This is a genomic window from Streptomyces sp. NPDC007084 (genome assembly GCF_040703595.1).
In the GTDB taxonomy this organism is placed as follows: Bacteria; Actinomycetota; Actinomycetes; order Streptomycetales; family Streptomycetaceae; genus Streptomyces.
Window position 1 is genome coordinate 16,373 of sequence record NZ_JBEYFY010000074.1, and the last position, 15,899, is coordinate 32,271.

A 15,899-nucleotide genomic window follows, 5' to 3' on the forward strand; every position below is an offset into this window, starting at 1 on the left:
CCCAGGCCCCGCGGCTGTCCCGCAGCCGGCCCGTAGCCGGCCCGTAGTTGCCCCCGTCGCCCGTTCGGACCTCCGGCCGGGGCCGCGGGGCCGGGGGCGTACGAGGATGGCGCCACGGAGCGAGCGACCGAGGCAGGGCCAAGGCCGGGGTACGGCAGAGGGCGGTGCGTCCATGCAGTTCGACGACGACGCGGACCTGGACACGTCCGAGGTCCAGGATGTGCGCGGCAGTCGGATCCCCGGCGGCCGGGCGACCGTCGGCGGCGGTCTCGCGGGCCTGATCGCCCTGCTCCTGGGCCTGTTCTTCGGGGTCGGACCGGACCAGCTCGGGCTGTCCTCCGGCGACGACCAGCCCGCGGTGACCTCCTCGTCCCTCGCGCAGGTGCAGCAGAGCTGCCGGACGGGCCGGGACGCGAACGCCCAGGAGGACTGCCGCGTCGTCGCGGTGGTCAACAGCATCCAGACGTACTGGACGACGGAGTTCGCGCGCCGGGGCGGCACCTACACCCGCTCCCCCACCGTGTTCTTCAGCGGCCGGGTCGGCACGGCCTGCGGCACCGCCTCGTCGGCCGTGGGCCCCTTCTACTGCCCCGGGGACCGCAAGGTCTATCTGGACCTGGGCTTCTTCGACGAGCTGCGCACCAAGTTCGGCTCCAGCGGCGGCCCCTTCGCGCAGGCGTACGTGGTGGCTCACGAGTACGGGCATCACGTACAGGACCTGATGGGCACGCTGGGCAAGTCGCAGGACGGCGTGACCGGCGCGAACAGCAACTCGGTGAAGACGGAACTCCAGGCCGACTGCTACGCGGGGGTGTGGGCGCGGCACGCGACGACCACGCCGTCCACGTCGTCGGGCAAGCCGCTGCTGACCTCGCTGACGGACGCCGACATCCGTGACGGCCTGGACGCGGCGGCAGCGGTCGGCGACGACCGGATCCAGCAGCGGTACCAGGGCCGGGTGACCCCGGAGACCTGGACACACGGCTCCGCCCAGCAGCGGCAGCAGTGGTTCTACCAGGGCTTCAGCAGCGGCGACATGGCGCAGTGCAACACGTTCCGGTGAGCCGGGCGACGCAACACGTTCCGGCGAGCCGGGCGGCGCAGCACGTTCCGGTGAGCCGGGCCGCGCGGGCGGGACGGTTTCCGGCGAGGCTTCCGGCGAGATTTCCGGCGAGGCGACGAGATACGGAGTGATCGGCATGGCTGGTACGAGCGGCGGCGGCGGACGCCCGGGCATCTGCCCCTCCCTGCTCTACGCGGACGCGAGGGCGGCGATCAGGCAGCTCACGGAGGCCTTCGGCTTCACCGAGCTGTCCGTCTACGAGGGCGAGGACGGCTCGGTGCTGCACGCCGAGCTGGCGCAGGGCAACGGCGCGGTGATGCTCGGCTCCAAGGGCCGCGGCGGCCGTTTCGACGAGGCGATGAGGAACGCGGGGCCGTGCGGGGTGTACGTCGTCGTGGACGACGTCGACGCACACCACCAGCGGGCGGTGGAGCACGGCGCGGAGATCCTGATGGCCCCGGCCGACCAGGACTACGGCTCGCGGGACTACATGGCCCGGGACATCGAGGGCAACATCTGGAGCTTCGGCACGTACGCCCCGGAGACCGGCGTCTGAGGAACTCCCCGGAGCCGGTGCCGGAGGGACTCCCCGGGGCCGGTGCCGGGGGTCAGCTGCCGCCGGTGTGCACCTGGAAGGCCGCCCGGCGTACGGCCTTGGCGAGGGCCGGGTCGGGGTGGGCGGCGGCGAGGGCGACGAGCACCTGCACGGTGCGGGGGTGCCCGACCGCGCGCACCTCGTCGAGCAGCCCGGGCACGGTGGGCTGCACCGCGGACTCCAGGTGGCGGACGAGGAGCGGCGCGTCTCCGTGGTCGGCGACGGCGGCGGCCGTGTCGACCCACAGCCAGGTGGACTCGGCGCGGGTGAGCACCTCGTGCGCGTCCTCGGGGTCGTGGCCCTCGTGCTCGGCGAGCCACAGCAGGGCGTAGGGGCGCAGCCACGCCTCCTCGGCCGCGGCACGCACCTCGGGCTCGGCGGGCGCGCCGACCACGCGCAGCGCCTCGAAGGCGAGGCCCCGGGTGAGGGCGTCCTCGCCGCGGGCGGCGGCGAGCAGTTCGGTGACGGCGCTGCCGACGGGGCGGGCGGCGAGCCAGGCGCGGTACTCGGCGCGGGCCGCGTTGGGGCGGAGCTGGGCGCAGCCGCGGAGCATGTCCTCGGCGGACTGCTCGATGTTCCCGGCGGGGCTCTGCGCGGCGACGCAGATCTGCTCCAGCTTGACCCAGACCGCCCAGTTGCCGAGCGGGGTGAGGGTGGCCTGTCCGTCGCCGTAGGTCAGCGCGCCGACGGAGGCGAGCGCGCGCAGCGCCCAGTCGAGGAGCGGGGCGAGCGGGGCGTCCGGGATCTCGGCGGGGTCCGGGGCGGGCTCGGGCCGGGGTCCGTAGGGGACCTCGCAGCGCTCGGTGCGCAGTTCGGTGACGCGCTGTTCGAGGAGATCGAGGAGCTGCTCCACGGGGACGGGCCCGGCGGAGAGCTGGAGGAAGGAGAGCACCTGGGGCATCGCGGAGACGACCTCGGCGACGGCGGCGGGTTCCCGGTCGGTGGGCTCGGGATGGGCGAGGGACCAGGCGTCGAAGAGGGCCACCCAGCCGCGCAGTACGGCACTGTCGTCACGGCTCCAGGCGCGCAGCCGCCAGCCGGGGCGGGCGCTGTCGCCGTGCACCTCGATGAGGCCGGCCAGCCGGGCGGTGTCCCAGTCCGCGCGGACCTGATCCGGGGTCAGCCCGAGTTCGGCGGCGGCCCGTTCGGCGGTGGCGTCGGAGAGGGCGCCCTTGCCGTCGGGGGTGGCGCCGTCCCGCCCGGGGGCCAGCGCGGCGTCGGCCCAGCGGGCGACCCGGGCCGCGTCGGAGAGGCCGGTGCGTGCCATCCGGGCGAGTTCCGCGGGCGGCGGTGTGCCCTCCGGGGGGCGCGGTGCGGGGCGGGGTGTGCGGCGCTGGGTCACCGCTCGGGGAGCGGCCGCGAGGGGCCGCGGGCTGACGAGTCGGAGCCTGGAGTCGCGCGGGTTACGGGACGTCACGGGTGCAGTCTTCCGGTTGACGGTCCGAAAACCCAAACGGAATGCCCCCCGGCCCGCCGGGCGCACTCCCCCACCACGTCCACCAAGGCGCCCGCCACCCCGGAAACCCCGCCCCGAGGAGTTCCCCGCCCCCAAACCGGAAGAGCCCCGAGAACACCGTTCACGCGGAGAAGGGCCAGGGCGAAGCCCGACCCCAGGGGCACGGGGAACTGCGCGCCCAGCCCCCACCACACCGCAGCGAACGAACCACCCGGAGAAGGGCCAGGGCGAAGCCCGAGCCCAGGGGCGCGGGGAACTGCGCGCCCAGCCCCCACCACGCCGCAGCAGAACAACCCACCAAGCGCAGGGTCAAGGGCGAAGCCCAGAAACCCCGAGCCCCCCTCGCCCCCCGGAGGGCTAAAGCAGCGGAGTGAGGAACCGCCGGAGCGCCTCCTCATAGGCGCCCGGATCCGCGTTCCACATGGCCGCATGCGGCGCCTCCGGAACGGCAAGCAGCGTGACAAGGTCGGTCCGGCCGGCGGCGAGACGACGCGAGGCCCCCCACGGCGCGATGGCGTCATCCGGCCCGTGCACGAGCAGCGTGGGCACGGAAAGCCGTCCCGGCTCCGCCGCACTGGCGATGCGATCCCCCCGTACCCCGGTACGCCCCTGCGCGGCCCGCACGGCCAGCGGAAGCAGAAAGCCGGGCATGTGACGGGCCCCGGCCAGTGCCCGCAGCGTGGCCTCCCAGTCGAGAACCGGCGAGTCCAGGATCAGCCCGGAGATCCGCTCACGGAGCGCGGAATGGGCGGCGGCACGCAGCGCCATCGTGGCCCCGGTGGACCAGCCGTAGAGGATGACCCGCCGGGCGCCGTACCGCACGGCGTACCGAATCGCCGCGTCGAGATCCCGCCACTCGGTCTCGCCGAGGTGGTTCAGCCCGTCCGGGGAGCGCGGCGCGCCCAGATCGCCGCGGTAGGCGAGGTCGAGCACGGGCAGCTGCCGCTGGTGCAGGAACCGCATGACGTTCAGCGGGTGTTCCCGGGTGGCGCCGAGGCCGTGCACGGTGATGACCCAGGTGTCGCGCACGGCGGGCACGAACCAGGCGGGCAGCGCCCCGAGTTCACCGGGTACGTCGACGTCGGCGTGCTCCAGGCCGAGGGCGGACCCCGGATCGCCCACGTACAGGTTCGGTACGAGCCAGACCTTGTCGCCGGGTTCCAGGGAGCCGTGGCTGACGCTCTCCAGCCGGCGGACGACGGTGTCGGCGGTGTGGGGGGTGTCGTCCTGGACCGGGCCGACGACGGCGTGGGTGCCGTCGGCGGCGAGGCCGTAGGTGCCGGGGCGCCGTGAGGCGAGCGCCCGGGTCAGGGTGATCCCGCCCGCCGTCGTGGCGTGCACGGTGAGCCGGGGTTCGGTGGGCAGGGGCTTGCCGGGACGCGTCTTCAGCGCGGCGTCGCTGGCGAACCGGCCCGCCGCCACGGAGGCCGCGCCGGCGGCTGTGGCGGCGGTGACGGCCGCTGCCGCGGCTCTTAGGGTGCGCACCCGACCAGTGTCCCGGCGGAGTCCGCCATCGGCCAGTGGGAGTGGGCCGTGCGATGAGGGAGTCGGCCCGTCCCCGGCTGCCCCCTGGCGCCTCGGCCCGCCCCGGCTGCCCCTTAGCCCAGCAGCCCGTCCCCGGCTGCCCCCTGGCCCCTCGGTCCGTCCCCCCGCTGCCCGTAACCCGCCAAGCGGTCCCCCGCCTCCCGGAGCTGGGCGGGGGACAGCAGGTGAGGGGGCAGGCCGGGGACCGAGGAGGACAGGAGCCAGACGCGGCACATCCACTCCAGTTGGGCCGTGCGGTCGTACGTCTGGTCCAGGGAGGCCCCGTGGGCGAGGGTGCCGTGGTTCTGGAGGAGGCAGGCGGTACGGCCGTCGAGCGCCCGGAGCACGTTCGCGGCCAGTTCGGGGGTGCCGTAGGTGGCGTAGGGGGCGACGCGGACCGGGCCGCCGAGGGCACCGGCCATGTAGTGGATCAGCGGCAGTTCGGCGACGAGGGCCGAGACCGCCGTGGCGTGGGCGGCGTGGGTGTGGACGACGGCCCGGGCGTCGGTCTCGCGGTGGAGGGCGAGGTGCATCGGCAGTTCGCTGGTCGGACGCAGCGATCCGAGTACCTGCCGGCCGTCGAGGCCGACCCCGACCGCGTCCGAGGGCGTCAGCCGGTCATAGGGCACCCCCGTGGGGGTGACCAGGATGACGTCCCCGACGCGGACGGACACGTTCCCGGAGGTCCCGACGACGAGCCCGTCGGTGACGGTACGCCGGGCGGTCGCGACCAGCTCGTCCCAGGCCGCCGCGACGCCCGCGCCCCCGGCGGCCACCCCGGCACCCCTGTCACCCCCGCCCGCCCCCGCGCCCTCGCCCTGGCCCTGGCCCTGGCCGGCGTCCTCGCCCTGACTCTCCGCGCCCCGCACGCCCCGCACGCCCCGCCCCCGACCCTCGTTCTCGTCCGTCATGTGGAGATCCTCCGACCGTCCCGTCCGCCGTTCCGCCCACCCGATCGCCCCGCCCGCGCCTCCCGTCCCACCGGCGGCATCGGCACCAGCCGGCCCGGACGTGACCCCGATCCTGTCAGGCGGCGGCGCCGACTCACCGGGCGCGGACGCCCTTCGGGCGAGCCAGGGACCCCCGGTGACCCCCGGCTGACCAGGTTCTTCGCTCTGGAGTGACCAGGATCTCCTCTCCGGCCCCGCGCCCGGCCCCGCCCGGTCCGCGCACCCCCGGCGACCCGTACCGGAGCCCGGTATTCCGGCTCCGTTCGAACCCCGTCCTCTCCCCCTCGGCACAAGCGGAATCCGGATACGCCGTTCGGGACACCACAAAGCCCGGCTCAGTTCATCTTCCGTTCATCCAGGTTGCCTACGGTCCACCTGCCACTGACGTCCAACAGAAGCCTGGGTAAATGGAACACATCACGCTCCTCCTCGGAATCGTGATCGTCACCGCTCTCGTGTTCGATTTCACGAACGGTTTCCACGACACCGCCAACGCGATGGCCACCACCATCTCGACCGGCGCGCTCAAGCCCAAGGTCGCGGTGGCCATGTCCGCCGTGCTGAACCTTGTCGGCGCCTTCCTCTCGGTGGAGGTCGCCAACACGATCTCCAAAGGCCTCGTCGACGAGTCCGGCATCCAGCCAGAAGTGATCTTCGCCGCCCTGGTGGGCGCGATCCTCTGGAACCTGGTGACATGGCTCGTCGGACTCCCGTCCAGCTCCTCGCACGCCCTGATGGGCGGTCTGGTCGGCGCCACCATCGCCTCGGCCGGCACCGGCGCGGTGCACGGGGACGTCCTGGTCGGCAAGGTGCTGCTGCCCGCCGTCGCCGCCCCGATCGTGGCCGGCCTGGCCGCGATGCTCGCCACCCGGCTGTCGTACCGGCTCGGCAAGAACGCCGGCGGCAAGGCCACCGAGAAGGGGTACCGCGCCGGGCAGATAGCCTCCGCGGGCCTGGTCTCGCTGGCCCACGGCACCAACGACGCCCAGAAGACGATGGGCATCATCACCCTGGCCCTGGTCGCCGGCGGCGCCGTCGCGCCCGACTCCGACCCGCCGGTCTGGGTCATCCTCTCCGCCGGTCTCGCGATCGCGCTCGGCACCTATTTGGGCGGCTGGCGCATCATCCGCACCATGGGCAAGGGCCTCACCGACCTCCAGCCGCAGCAGGGCTTCGCCGCCCAGACCAGCGCCGCGACCGTCATCCTGGCCTCCTCGCACATCGGCTTCTCCCTCTCCACCACGCACGCGGTCTCCGGCTCCGTGATGGGCGCCGGCCTCGGCCGCAAGGGCGGTGTGGTCCGCTGGTCCACCGCCACCCGGATGTTCGTCGCCTGGGCCCTCACGCTGCCCGCCGCCGCCCTGGTCGGCGCGCTCGCCGAGTGGGTCACCGGATTCGGCGCCTGGGGCACCACGCTCGTCGCCGTCTTCCTGGTCGGCTCCAGCTTCGCGATCTGGCGCCGCTCGCGCCGCGAGGTCATCGACCACACCAACGTGAACGCCGAGGAGCCCGTCGGCGTGGTCACCACGGCCATCGCCGCCGTCACCCCGCCCCCGGCCGGCACCGTGACCGAGGACCTCACGGCCACCATCCCCGCTCCCGCCGAGCCCGCGGCGACCCCGCCGGCGCCGTCCCGCGTGGCCTGAGAACCGAAGGAAGAAACAGCATGCACATCGACTGGTCGGCCCTCGGGTCCGTGTTCGGCGTCAGCCTCGGGGCCACCGTGCTCCTCGTCGGCCTCTTCACCCTCGGTGTCGCGGGCCTCGCCAAGAAGGAGTCCGCCCAGGGCGGCTCCGCCGTCGCGGCGGCCACCGGCGCCTACGTCTGCTTCGCGGCCTGCGCCGCGGCGGTCGCGTACGGCATCTCGCTCATCATGAGCAAGTAACCCGGGACGAACAGCCCCGAACGGGCCGTTGTCGGGCAGCACTTCACGGTGGGGTGCGGGACGGATCTCCGTCCCGCACCCCACCGTCGTGTGGGGCTTCGCACACTCTCCCTCCGCAGGTCAACAGCAAGTTGACGGCCGTTCTCACCGCGTGGTGGACTGCCCGGGCCAAGTACGGCGGCAGGTGAGGAAGCCGGTGCGAATCCGGCGCGGTCCCGCCACTGTCACCGGGGAGGAAACTTCCCGGGAAGCCAGGAACTCTCGCCGCCGGTCTCGTCGAACCAGGGCGCGGACACCCTGAGTGAGGACATATCGCCATGCGCGGCTGCCCGTTGCCGGACCTGTTGTGCCAGAGAGTTCTGCCGACCCCCACGGCCGGCTGACCCCGTGCGGGCCGATCGCGTCTTCGCGTACGGCGCCGCCGCCGGCCTCCTGGGCGACCTGCTGCTCGGCGATCCCCGCCGAGGGCATCCGGTCGCCGCGTTCGGGCGGGCGGCCACGGCCGTGGAGCGGACCCTGTGGCGTGACCACCGCGGGTGGGGCACGCTGCACACCCTCGTCTGCGTAGGCGGCGCCGCCGGGATCGCCGCGCTCGCCGGCCGCTGCGTGCGCCCCTCGGGGACCGCTTCCGTCGCGCTGACCGCCGCCGCCACCTGGGCCGTCGTCGGCGGGACCTCGCTCGGCCGTGAGGCGCGCGCGATCGGCGGCGCGCTCGCGGCCGGTGATCTCGACGTCGCCCAGGAGCGCCTGCCGCGTCTGTGCGGGCGCGACCCGCAGGCGCTGGACGCCGACGGCGTCGCCCGCGCGGTGGTCGAGTCCGTCGCCGAGAACACCTCCGACGCCGTGGTCGGCGCCCTGGTCTGGGGCGCCGCCGCCGGGGTGCCCGGCCTCGTCGCCTTCCGCGCCGTGAACACGCTCGACGCGATGGTCGGCCACAAGTCCCCCCGCCACCGCCGCTACGGCTGGGCCTCCGCCCGGCTCGACGACCTCGCGGGCTGGCCGGGGGCCCGGCTGACCGCCGTCCTCGCGGCCGTCGCCGGCGGCGACCCGCGCGGTGCCGTACGGGCCTGGCGCGCCGACGCCCGCAAGCACCCGAGCCCCAACGCCGGTCCGGTGGAGGCCTCCTTCGCCGGCGCGCTCGGCGTACGGCTCGGCGGCACCCTCTCGTACGCGGGCCGGGTCGAACACCGGCCGGTGCTCAACGGGGACGGGCGCGCGGTGCGGGTCGCGGACATCGAGCGGGCCGTACGGCTGTCCCGGCGCGTCGGCTGGCTGGCGCTCGGCGTCAGCGTCGCCGGACGCGTCCTGCTGTCCCGAAGGCCGGGGGCGAAGGCCGCCGCACGGCCGGTCCGAAGGGGGCGTACGGCATGAGCGGCGGACTGCTGGTCGCGGGGACCACCTCCGACGCCGGCAAGAGCGTGGTGACCGCCGGGATCTGCCGGTGGCTGGTGCGCCAGGGGGTGAAGGTCGCGCCGTTCAAGGCGCAGAACATGTCCCTGAACTCGTTCGTCACCCGGGAGGGTGCCGAGATCGGGCGCGCCCAGGCCATGCAGGCCCAGGCCGCCCGCGTGGAGCCGGCCGCGCTGATGAACCCGGTGCTGCTCAAGCCGGGCGGCGACCGCACCAGCCAGGTCGTCCTGCTGGGCAGGCCGGTCGGCGAGATGAGCGCCCGCGGCTTCTTCGGGAGACCGGGCCAGGAGCCCTCGGAGGGCGCGCCGCCGGGCGGTGACCTGCGCGGGGGCGGCCGGGAGGCACTGCTCGGGACGGTTCTCGACTGTCTGGACCGGTTGCGGGGCACGTATGACGCGGTGATCTGTGAGGGGGCCGGCAGCCCGGCCGAGATCAATCTGCGGCGCACCGACATCGTCAACATGGGGGTCGCGCGGAACGCCGGGCTGCCCGTGCTCGTCGTCGGCGACATCGACCGGGGCGGGGTGTTCGCCTCCTTCTTCGGCACGGTCGCCCTGCTCTCGCCCGAGGACCAGGCGCTCGTCGCCGGGTTCATCGTGAACAAGTTCCGCGGCGACGTCGGTTTGCTGGAGCCCGGCCTCGACATGCTGCGCGGTCTCACCGGCCGCCGCACCTACGGCGTGCTGCCCTTCCGGCACGGGCTGGGCATCGACGAGGAGGACGGGCTGCGGGTGTCGCTGCGCGGCACCGTCCGCGAGTCGGCCGTCTCCTCCCCCGCCGGCGCGGACGTCCTGCGGGTCGCCGTGTGCGCGGTCCCGCTCATGTCCAACTTCACCGACGTGGACGCGCTGGCCGCCGAACCGGGCGTCGTCGTGCGGTTCGTGGACCGGGCCGAGGAACTGGCCGACGCGGACCTGGTCGTCGTACCCGGCACCCGGGGCACGGTGAAAGCGCTGGCGTGGCTGCGCGAGCGGGGCCTCGCCGACGCGCTCTCCCGTCGGGCCGCCGAGGGCCGCCCGGTGCTGGGGATCTGCGGGGGCTTCCAGCTCCTCGGGGACCACATCGAGGACGAGGTCGAATCACGCGCCGGCCAGGTCGAGGGGCTCGGACTCCTCCCCGTCCGCGTGCGGTTCGCCCGCGAGAAGACGCTGGCCCGGCCGGCCGGCGAGGCCCTCGGCGAGAGCGTCGAGGGCTACGAGATCCATCACGGTGTCGCCCACGTCACCGGCGGGGAGCCCTTCCTGGACGGCTGCCGGGTCGGTGCCGTGTGGGGCACGCACTGGCACGGCTCGCTGGAGTCGGACGGTTTCCGCCGGGCCTTCCTGCGCGAGGTGGCCGCCGCCGCGGGCCGCCGCTTCGTGCCGGCGGCCGACACGTCGTTCGCGGCGCTGCGCGAGGAGCAGCTCGACCGGCTCGGCGATCTGATCGAGGAACACGCGGACACGGACGCGCTGTGGCGGCTCATCGAGTCGGGCGCGCCACAAGGACTGCCTTTCATTCCACCGGGAGCGCCCGCATGAGCACAGTGTTGTTGTTGTCGACCGCCGACACGGATCTGCTGGCGGCCCGCGCCTCCGGCGCCGCCTACCGGATCGGCAATCCGACCCGGGTGGACGTCACGGACGAACTCCCCGCCCTGGTCGAGGGCGCCGACCTCGCCGTCGTACGCCTCCTCGGCGGAAAGCGCGCCTGGGAGGACGGGCTCGCCTTCCTGAATGCGTCCGGCGTCCCGACCGTGCTGCTCGGCGGTGAGTCCGTGCCGGACGCCGAGCTGATGGCCGAGTCCTCGGTGCCCGCCGGGGTGGTCGCGGAGGCGCTGCGCTATCTCGTGGAGGGCGGCCCGGCCAACCTCGCCGAGCTGGCCCGGTTCCTGTCCGACACCGTGCTGCTGACCGGCGAGGGCTTCGAAGAGCCGCACAAGACCGCCGAGTTCGGGGTCCACGGCGAGCGCCCGTACGTCGAGGGACGGCCGACGGTGGGGGTGCTGTTCTACCGGGCGCACGAACTGTCCGGGAACACCGGCTTCGTGGACACGCTGTGCGACGCGATCGAGGCGCGCGGCGCCAACGCCCTCGCCGTGTACTGCGGTTCGCTGCGCGGCGCGGACCCGGGGCTGTACGAGATCCTGGGGCGGGCCGACGCGCTGGTCGCCACCGTGCTCGCGGCGGGCGGCACCCATGCCTCGCAGGCGTCCGCGGGCGGCGACGAGGAGGCCTGGGACATCGGGGCGCTCGCCGACCTCGACATCCCCGTCCTCCAGGGCCTGTGCCTGACCTCGTCCAAGAGCGCCTGGGAGGCCTCCGACGCCGCCCTGTCCCCCATGGACGCGGCGATGCAGGTGGCGATCCCGGAGTTCGACGGCCGGCTGATCACCGTGCCGTTCTCCTTCAAGGAGCAGGGCCCGGACGACGTCCCGGTGTACGTGGCCGATCCGGAGCGGGCCGCGCGGGTCGCCGGGATCGCCCTGCGGCACGCCCTGCTGAAGCACAAGCCGAACGCGGAGAAAAAGCTCGGCATCGTCTTCACCGCCTACCCCACCAAGCACTCCCGGGTCGGCAACGCGGTCGGCCTCGACACCCCCGCCTCCGCGGTGCGGGTGCTGGACGCGCTGCGCGAGGCGGGCTACGGCGTCAGCGAATACCCCGACAACGGCGACGAGTTGATCCACCGGCTCATCGCGGCCGGCGGCCACGACGTGGAGTGGCTGACCGAGGAACAGCTCGCCGCCGCTCCGGCGCGGGTGCCGCTCGCCGACTACCGGGCCTGGTTCGACACCCTCGACCCCGAACTGCGCGCCGGCATGCTGGAGGCGTGGGGCGAACCCCCGGGCTCGCTCTACGTCGACGGCGACGACATCGTGCTGGCGTGCCTGGAGTTCGGGAACGTCGTCGTGATGATCCAGCCGCCGCGCGGCTTCGGCGAGAACCCGATCGCGATCTACCACGACCCGGACATGCCGCCCTCGCACCACTACCTGGCCGCCTACCGCTGGCTGGAGAACAGCTTCGGCGCGGACGCGGTCGTGCACATGGGCAAGCACGGCACGATGGAGTGGCTGCCCGGCAAGGGCCTCGGCCTCAGCGGCGGCTGCGCGCCCGACGCCGTCCTCGGCGAACTCCCCCTGGTTTACCCGTTCATCGTCAACGACCCGGGCGAGGGCACCCAGGCCAAGCGGCGCGGGCACGCCACCGTGGTCGACCACCTCGTGCCGCCGATGGCCCGCGCGGACACCTACGGGGACCTCGCCAAGCTGGAGCAGCTCCTCGACGAGTACGCGCTGGTCTCCGACCTCGACCCGGCGAAGGCACCCGCGGTCCGCGCCCAGATCTGGACGCTGGTCAAGGCGGCGGAACTCCACCACGACCTGCATGTGGACGAGCAGCCGGACGACGGCGACTTCGACGAGTTCGTGATGCACATCGACGGCTATCTGTGCGAGATCAAGGACGTGCAGATCCGTGACGGCCTGCACATCCTGGGCGGCGGCCCGGAGGCCGAACCGCGGGTGAACCTGGTGCTGGCCGTGCTGCGCGCCTCCCAGGTGTGGGGCGGCGCGGCGAACGCGCTGCCCGGTCTGCGGGCCGCGCTCGCGGAGCATTTCGGCCTGGTGGAGAAGGAGTTGCTGGCCGAGCCGGGCGCCCCGGTGAAGGTGCCCGCCGAGCTGAGCGACCTGGTCGGGGGCCCGAACCGGACGGCGGCCGACGCGATCGACCTGCTGGAGCAGTTGTGCCGCCGGGCGGCGCTCGGCATGGAGGAGCGCGGCTGGGACACGGCGGCCGTGCCGGCGCTCGTGCGCGAGGTGCTGGGCACCGAACTCCCGGACGCCGTCGCGGTGCTGGAGTTCGCCTGCCGCGAGGTCGTGCCGCGGCTCGCCCGCACCACGGACGAGATCGGGCACATCCTCAAGGCGCTGGACGGCGGTTACGTCCCGGCGGGTCCGTCGGGTTCGCCGACGCGCGGCCTGGTCAACGTGCTGCCGACCGGCCGGAACTTCTACTCGGTCGACCCCAAGGCCATTCCGTCCCGGCTGAGTTGGGAGGTCGGCCAGTCGCTCGCGGACTCGCTCGTGCAGCGCTACCTCCAGGACACCGGCGACTACCCGACGTCCGTCGGGCTGACGGTGTGGGGCACCTCCGCGATGCGCACGCAGGGCGACGACATCGCGGAGATTCTCGCGCTGCTCGGCTGCCGTCCGGTGTGGGACGACGCGTCACGGCGCGTGACCGGCTTCGAAGTGGTCCCGCTGGACGAGCTGGGCCGCCCCCGCATCGACGTCACGGTCCGTATCTCGGGCTTCTTCCGGGACGCGTTCCCGCACGTGGTCGGGCTGATCGACGACGCGGTGCGCACGGTGGCGGAGCTGGACGAGCCCGCCGACCGCAACTTCGTGCGCCGGCACGCCGACGAGGACACCGCCGAGCACGGTGACCGGCGGCGCGCGACCGCCCGCATCTTCGGCTCCAAGCCGGGCGCGTACGGCGCCGGGCTGCTGCCGCTGATCGACGCCCGCAACTGGCGCTCGGACGCCGACCTCGCCGAGGTGTACGCGGTGTGGGGCGGTTACGCGTACGGGCGCGGGCTCGACGGGCGGGCGGCGCGCGGCGACATGGAGACGGCGTTCAAGCGGATCGCGGTCGCGGCGAAGAACGTCGACACCCGCGAGCACGACCTCGTCGACGCCGACGACTACTTCCAGTACCACGGCGGCATGGTCGCGATGGTCCGCCATCTGACGGGCACCAGCCCGGAGGCGTACGTCGGTGACTCGGCGGTGCCCGACCAGGTGAAGACCCGCACGCTCGGCGAGGAGACGCACCGGGTGTTCCGCGCCCGGGTGGTCAACCCCCGCTGGATGGCGGCGATGCGGCGGCACGGCTACAAGGGCGCCTTCGAGATGGCGGCGACCGTGGACTACCTCTTCGGGTACGACGCGACGGCCGGGGTCGTGGACGACTGGATGTACGAGAAGCTCAGCGCGGAGTACGTCTTCGACGCGGAGAACCGGGACTTCATGAAGAAGTCCAACCCCTGGGCACTGCGGGGGATCACCGAGCGGCTGCTTGAGGCGGCCGACCGCGGTCTGTGGGCCGAGCCGGACGCGCAGACGCTGGAGCGGCTGCGCACCACCTATCTGGAGCTCGAAGGCGACTTGGAGGGCGACGACCAGTGAGTACCCCGTTCCCGTTCACGGCGGTGGTCGGCCAGGACGATCTGCGGCTCGCGCTGCTGCTGAACGCCGTGTCCCCGGCCGTCGGCGGTGTGCTCGTCCGCGGTGAGAAGGGCACCGCCAAGTCGACGGCGGTGCGCGCCCTTTCGGCGCTGCTGCCCCCGGTCGACGTGGTCACCGGCTGCCGGTTCTCCTGCGATCCGGCCGCCCCCGACCCGGCGTGCCCCGACGGGCCGCACGAGGTGGAGGCGTCCACGACTCGCCCGGCCCGTATGGTCGAGCTGCCCGTCGGCGCCTCCGAGGACCGGCTGGTCGGCGCCCTGGACATCGAGCGGGCCTTGTCCGAGGGCGTCAAGGCCTTCGAGCCGGGCCTGCTGGCCGACGCGCACCGCGGCATCCTCTACGTGGACGAGGTCAACCTCCTGCACGACCACCTGGTCGACCTGCTGCTCGACGCGGCGGCGATGGGCGCCTCCTACGTCGAGCGCGAGGGCGTCTCCGTACGGCACGCGGCGCGGTTCCTGCTCGTGGGCACGATGAACCCCGAAGAGGGCGAGCTGCGGCCGCAGTTGCTGGACCGGTTCGGGCTGACCGTCGAGGTCGCCGCGTCCCGCGAGCCGGACCAGCGGGTCGAGGTCGTCCGGCGCCGGCTCGCGCACGACGACGACCCGGAGGCCTTCGCGGCGCGCTGGGCGGACGACGAGGCCGAGGTGCGGGCGCGGATCGTGGCGGCCCGCGCGCTGCTGCCGTCCGTGCGGCTCGGGGACGGCGCGCTGCGGCAGATCGCGGCGACCTGCGCGGCCTTCGAGGTGGACGGCATGCGCGCCGACATCGTGATGGCCCGGACCGCGACCGCGCTCGCCGCGTGGGCGGGGCGTACCGACGTGCTCGCCGAGGACGTCCGGCAGGCGGCGCTGCTGGCCCTGCCGCACCGCAGGCGCCGCAACCCCTTCGACGCGCCCGGGCTGGACGAGGACAAGCTGGACGAGACGCTGGAGGAGTTCGGCGGCTCGGGCGGCGGAGAAGGCGACGGCGACGGCCCGGACGACGACTCCGACCCGGACCCGGACGGGCCGGGGGGTGGCGGGCAGCCGCCGCAGGACGGGCCGGACGACGGGCCGGACGGCGGGCCGGACGACGGCTCTCCCGCCGGTGACGTGCCCGCGCGGGGCGAGCCCTCGGAGGACGGGCAGGGGCCGGCCGGCCAGGGCGCGGGCGAGCAGTCGCCGGTCCGGGCGGCCGAGCCGTTCCGTACGAAGGTGCTGAGCGTGCCCGGCCTCGGCGAGGGCGCGGCCGGGCGGCGCTCCCGGGCCCGCACCGAGCACGGCCGCACGACCGGCTCACGGCGCCCCCGGGGGACGCTGACCAAGCTGCATCTGGCGGCGACCGTCCAGGCCGCCGCCCCGCACCAGGTGGCGCGCGGGCGGACGGGGCGCGGTCTGGTCGTGCGGCGGGACGATCTGCGGCAGGCGACGCGGGAGGGCCGCGAGGGCAACCTGGTGCTCTTCGTCGTGGACGCCTCCGGGTCCATGGCCGCGCGGCAGCGGATGAGCGCCGTCAAGGGCGCCGTGCTGTCGCTGCTGCTCGACGCCTACCAGCGGCGCGACAAGGTGGGTCTGGTGACCTTCCGCGGGTCGGCCGCCGAGGTCGCGCTGCCGCCCACCTCGTCGGTGGACGCGGCGGCGGCCCGGCTGGAGTCGCTGCCGACGGGCGGCCGGACGCCGCTGGCCGCCGGGCTGCTGCGGGCCCACGAGGTGCTGCGGGTCGAGCGGCTGCGGGACTCCGCGCGGCGCCCGCTGGTCGTCCTGGTGACCGACGGCTGGACTTCCAGAACCCCTTCCAGCTCATC

General features: G+C 74.3%; 11 protein-coding genes and 1 riboswitch. Of the genes, 8 read left to right on the forward strand and 3 right to left on the reverse strand.

Annotated elements, in window-relative coordinates; all coding sequences use genetic code 11:
* Positions 1-172 precede the first annotated feature (172 nt).
* Both AB0912_RS32755 and AB0912_RS32760 read left to right on the forward strand, forming a co-directional pair.
* Entirely contained in the window at positions 173-1,063 is an 891-nt protein-coding gene (locus AB0912_RS32755) for a neutral zinc metallopeptidase (protein WP_366706353.1), read from the forward strand.
* Positions 1,064-1,199: 136 nt separating this feature from the next.
* Entirely contained in the window at positions 1,200-1,619 is a 420-nt protein-coding gene (locus AB0912_RS32760; protein ID WP_366706355.1) for a VOC family protein, read from the forward strand.
* A gap of 52 nt (positions 1,620-1,671) precedes the next feature.
* Here AB0912_RS32760 and AB0912_RS32765 read toward each other — a convergent pair whose 3' ends face one another.
* From AB0912_RS32765 to AB0912_RS32775, 3 genes are all read right to left on the reverse strand, one after another.
* Positions 1,672-3,075, reverse strand: coding sequence for a hypothetical protein (locus tag AB0912_RS32765; protein WP_366706357.1), 1,404 nt, complete (start codon positions 3,073-3,075; stop codon positions 1,672-1,674).
* A 396-nt stretch (positions 3,076-3,471) separates the two neighbouring features.
* Positions 3,472-4,599 (reverse strand): hypothetical protein, encoded by a 1,128-nt coding sequence (locus AB0912_RS32770; RefSeq protein WP_366706359.1) that lies wholly within the window; start codon positions 4,597-4,599, stop codon positions 3,472-3,474.
* A gap of 113 nt (positions 4,600-4,712) precedes the next feature.
* Positions 4,713-5,549 (reverse strand): class II aldolase/adducin family protein, encoded by an 837-nt coding sequence (locus AB0912_RS32775; RefSeq protein ID WP_366706361.1) that lies wholly within the window; start codon positions 5,547-5,549, stop codon positions 4,713-4,715.
* A gap of 446 nt (positions 5,550-5,995) precedes the next feature.
* Here AB0912_RS32775 and AB0912_RS32780 point away from each other — a divergent pair, with 446 nt between their 5' ends.
* The 6 genes from AB0912_RS32780 to AB0912_RS32805 form a co-directional block, all read left to right on the forward strand.
* Positions 5,996-7,234, forward strand: a complete 1,239-nt coding sequence (locus AB0912_RS32780) for an inorganic phosphate transporter (RefSeq protein WP_366706363.1) — start codon at positions 5,996-5,998, stop codon at positions 7,232-7,234.
* Between the two features lie 20 nt (positions 7,235-7,254).
* Positions 7,255-7,473 carry a hypothetical protein gene (locus AB0912_RS32785; protein WP_366706365.1) on the forward strand — a complete coding sequence of 73 codons (219 nt, stop codon included), beginning with the start codon at positions 7,255-7,257 and terminating at the stop codon, positions 7,471-7,473.
* A gap of 137 nt (positions 7,474-7,610) precedes the next feature.
* Positions 7,611-7,755, forward strand: a riboswitch (cobalamin riboswitch).
* A gap of 105 nt (positions 7,756-7,860) precedes the next feature.
* The gene (locus AB0912_RS32790) at positions 7,861-8,844 is read left to right on the forward strand and encodes a cobalamin biosynthesis protein (protein WP_366706367.1); all 984 of its coding nucleotides are present in this window, start codon (positions 7,861-7,863) and stop codon (positions 8,842-8,844) included.
* Positions 8,841-10,403: a cobyric acid synthase gene (locus AB0912_RS32795; protein WP_366706369.1), complete on the forward strand. Its 1,563-nt coding sequence runs from the start codon at positions 8,841-8,843 to the stop codon at positions 10,401-10,403. The genes AB0912_RS32790 and AB0912_RS32795 overlap by 4 nt, the downstream gene beginning before the upstream one ends.
* Positions 10,400-14,053 (forward strand): cobaltochelatase subunit CobN, encoded by a 3,654-nt coding sequence (gene cobN / locus AB0912_RS32800; RefSeq protein ID WP_366706371.1) that lies wholly within the window; start codon positions 10,400-10,402, stop codon positions 14,051-14,053. Before AB0912_RS32795 ends, cobN begins: the two co-directional genes overlap by 4 nt.
* Positions 14,050-15,899 (forward strand): putative cobaltochelatase (locus AB0912_RS32805; protein WP_366706373.1); only part of this gene is annotated, 1,850 nt, incomplete at its 3' end. The genes cobN and AB0912_RS32805, both read left to right, overlap by 4 nt.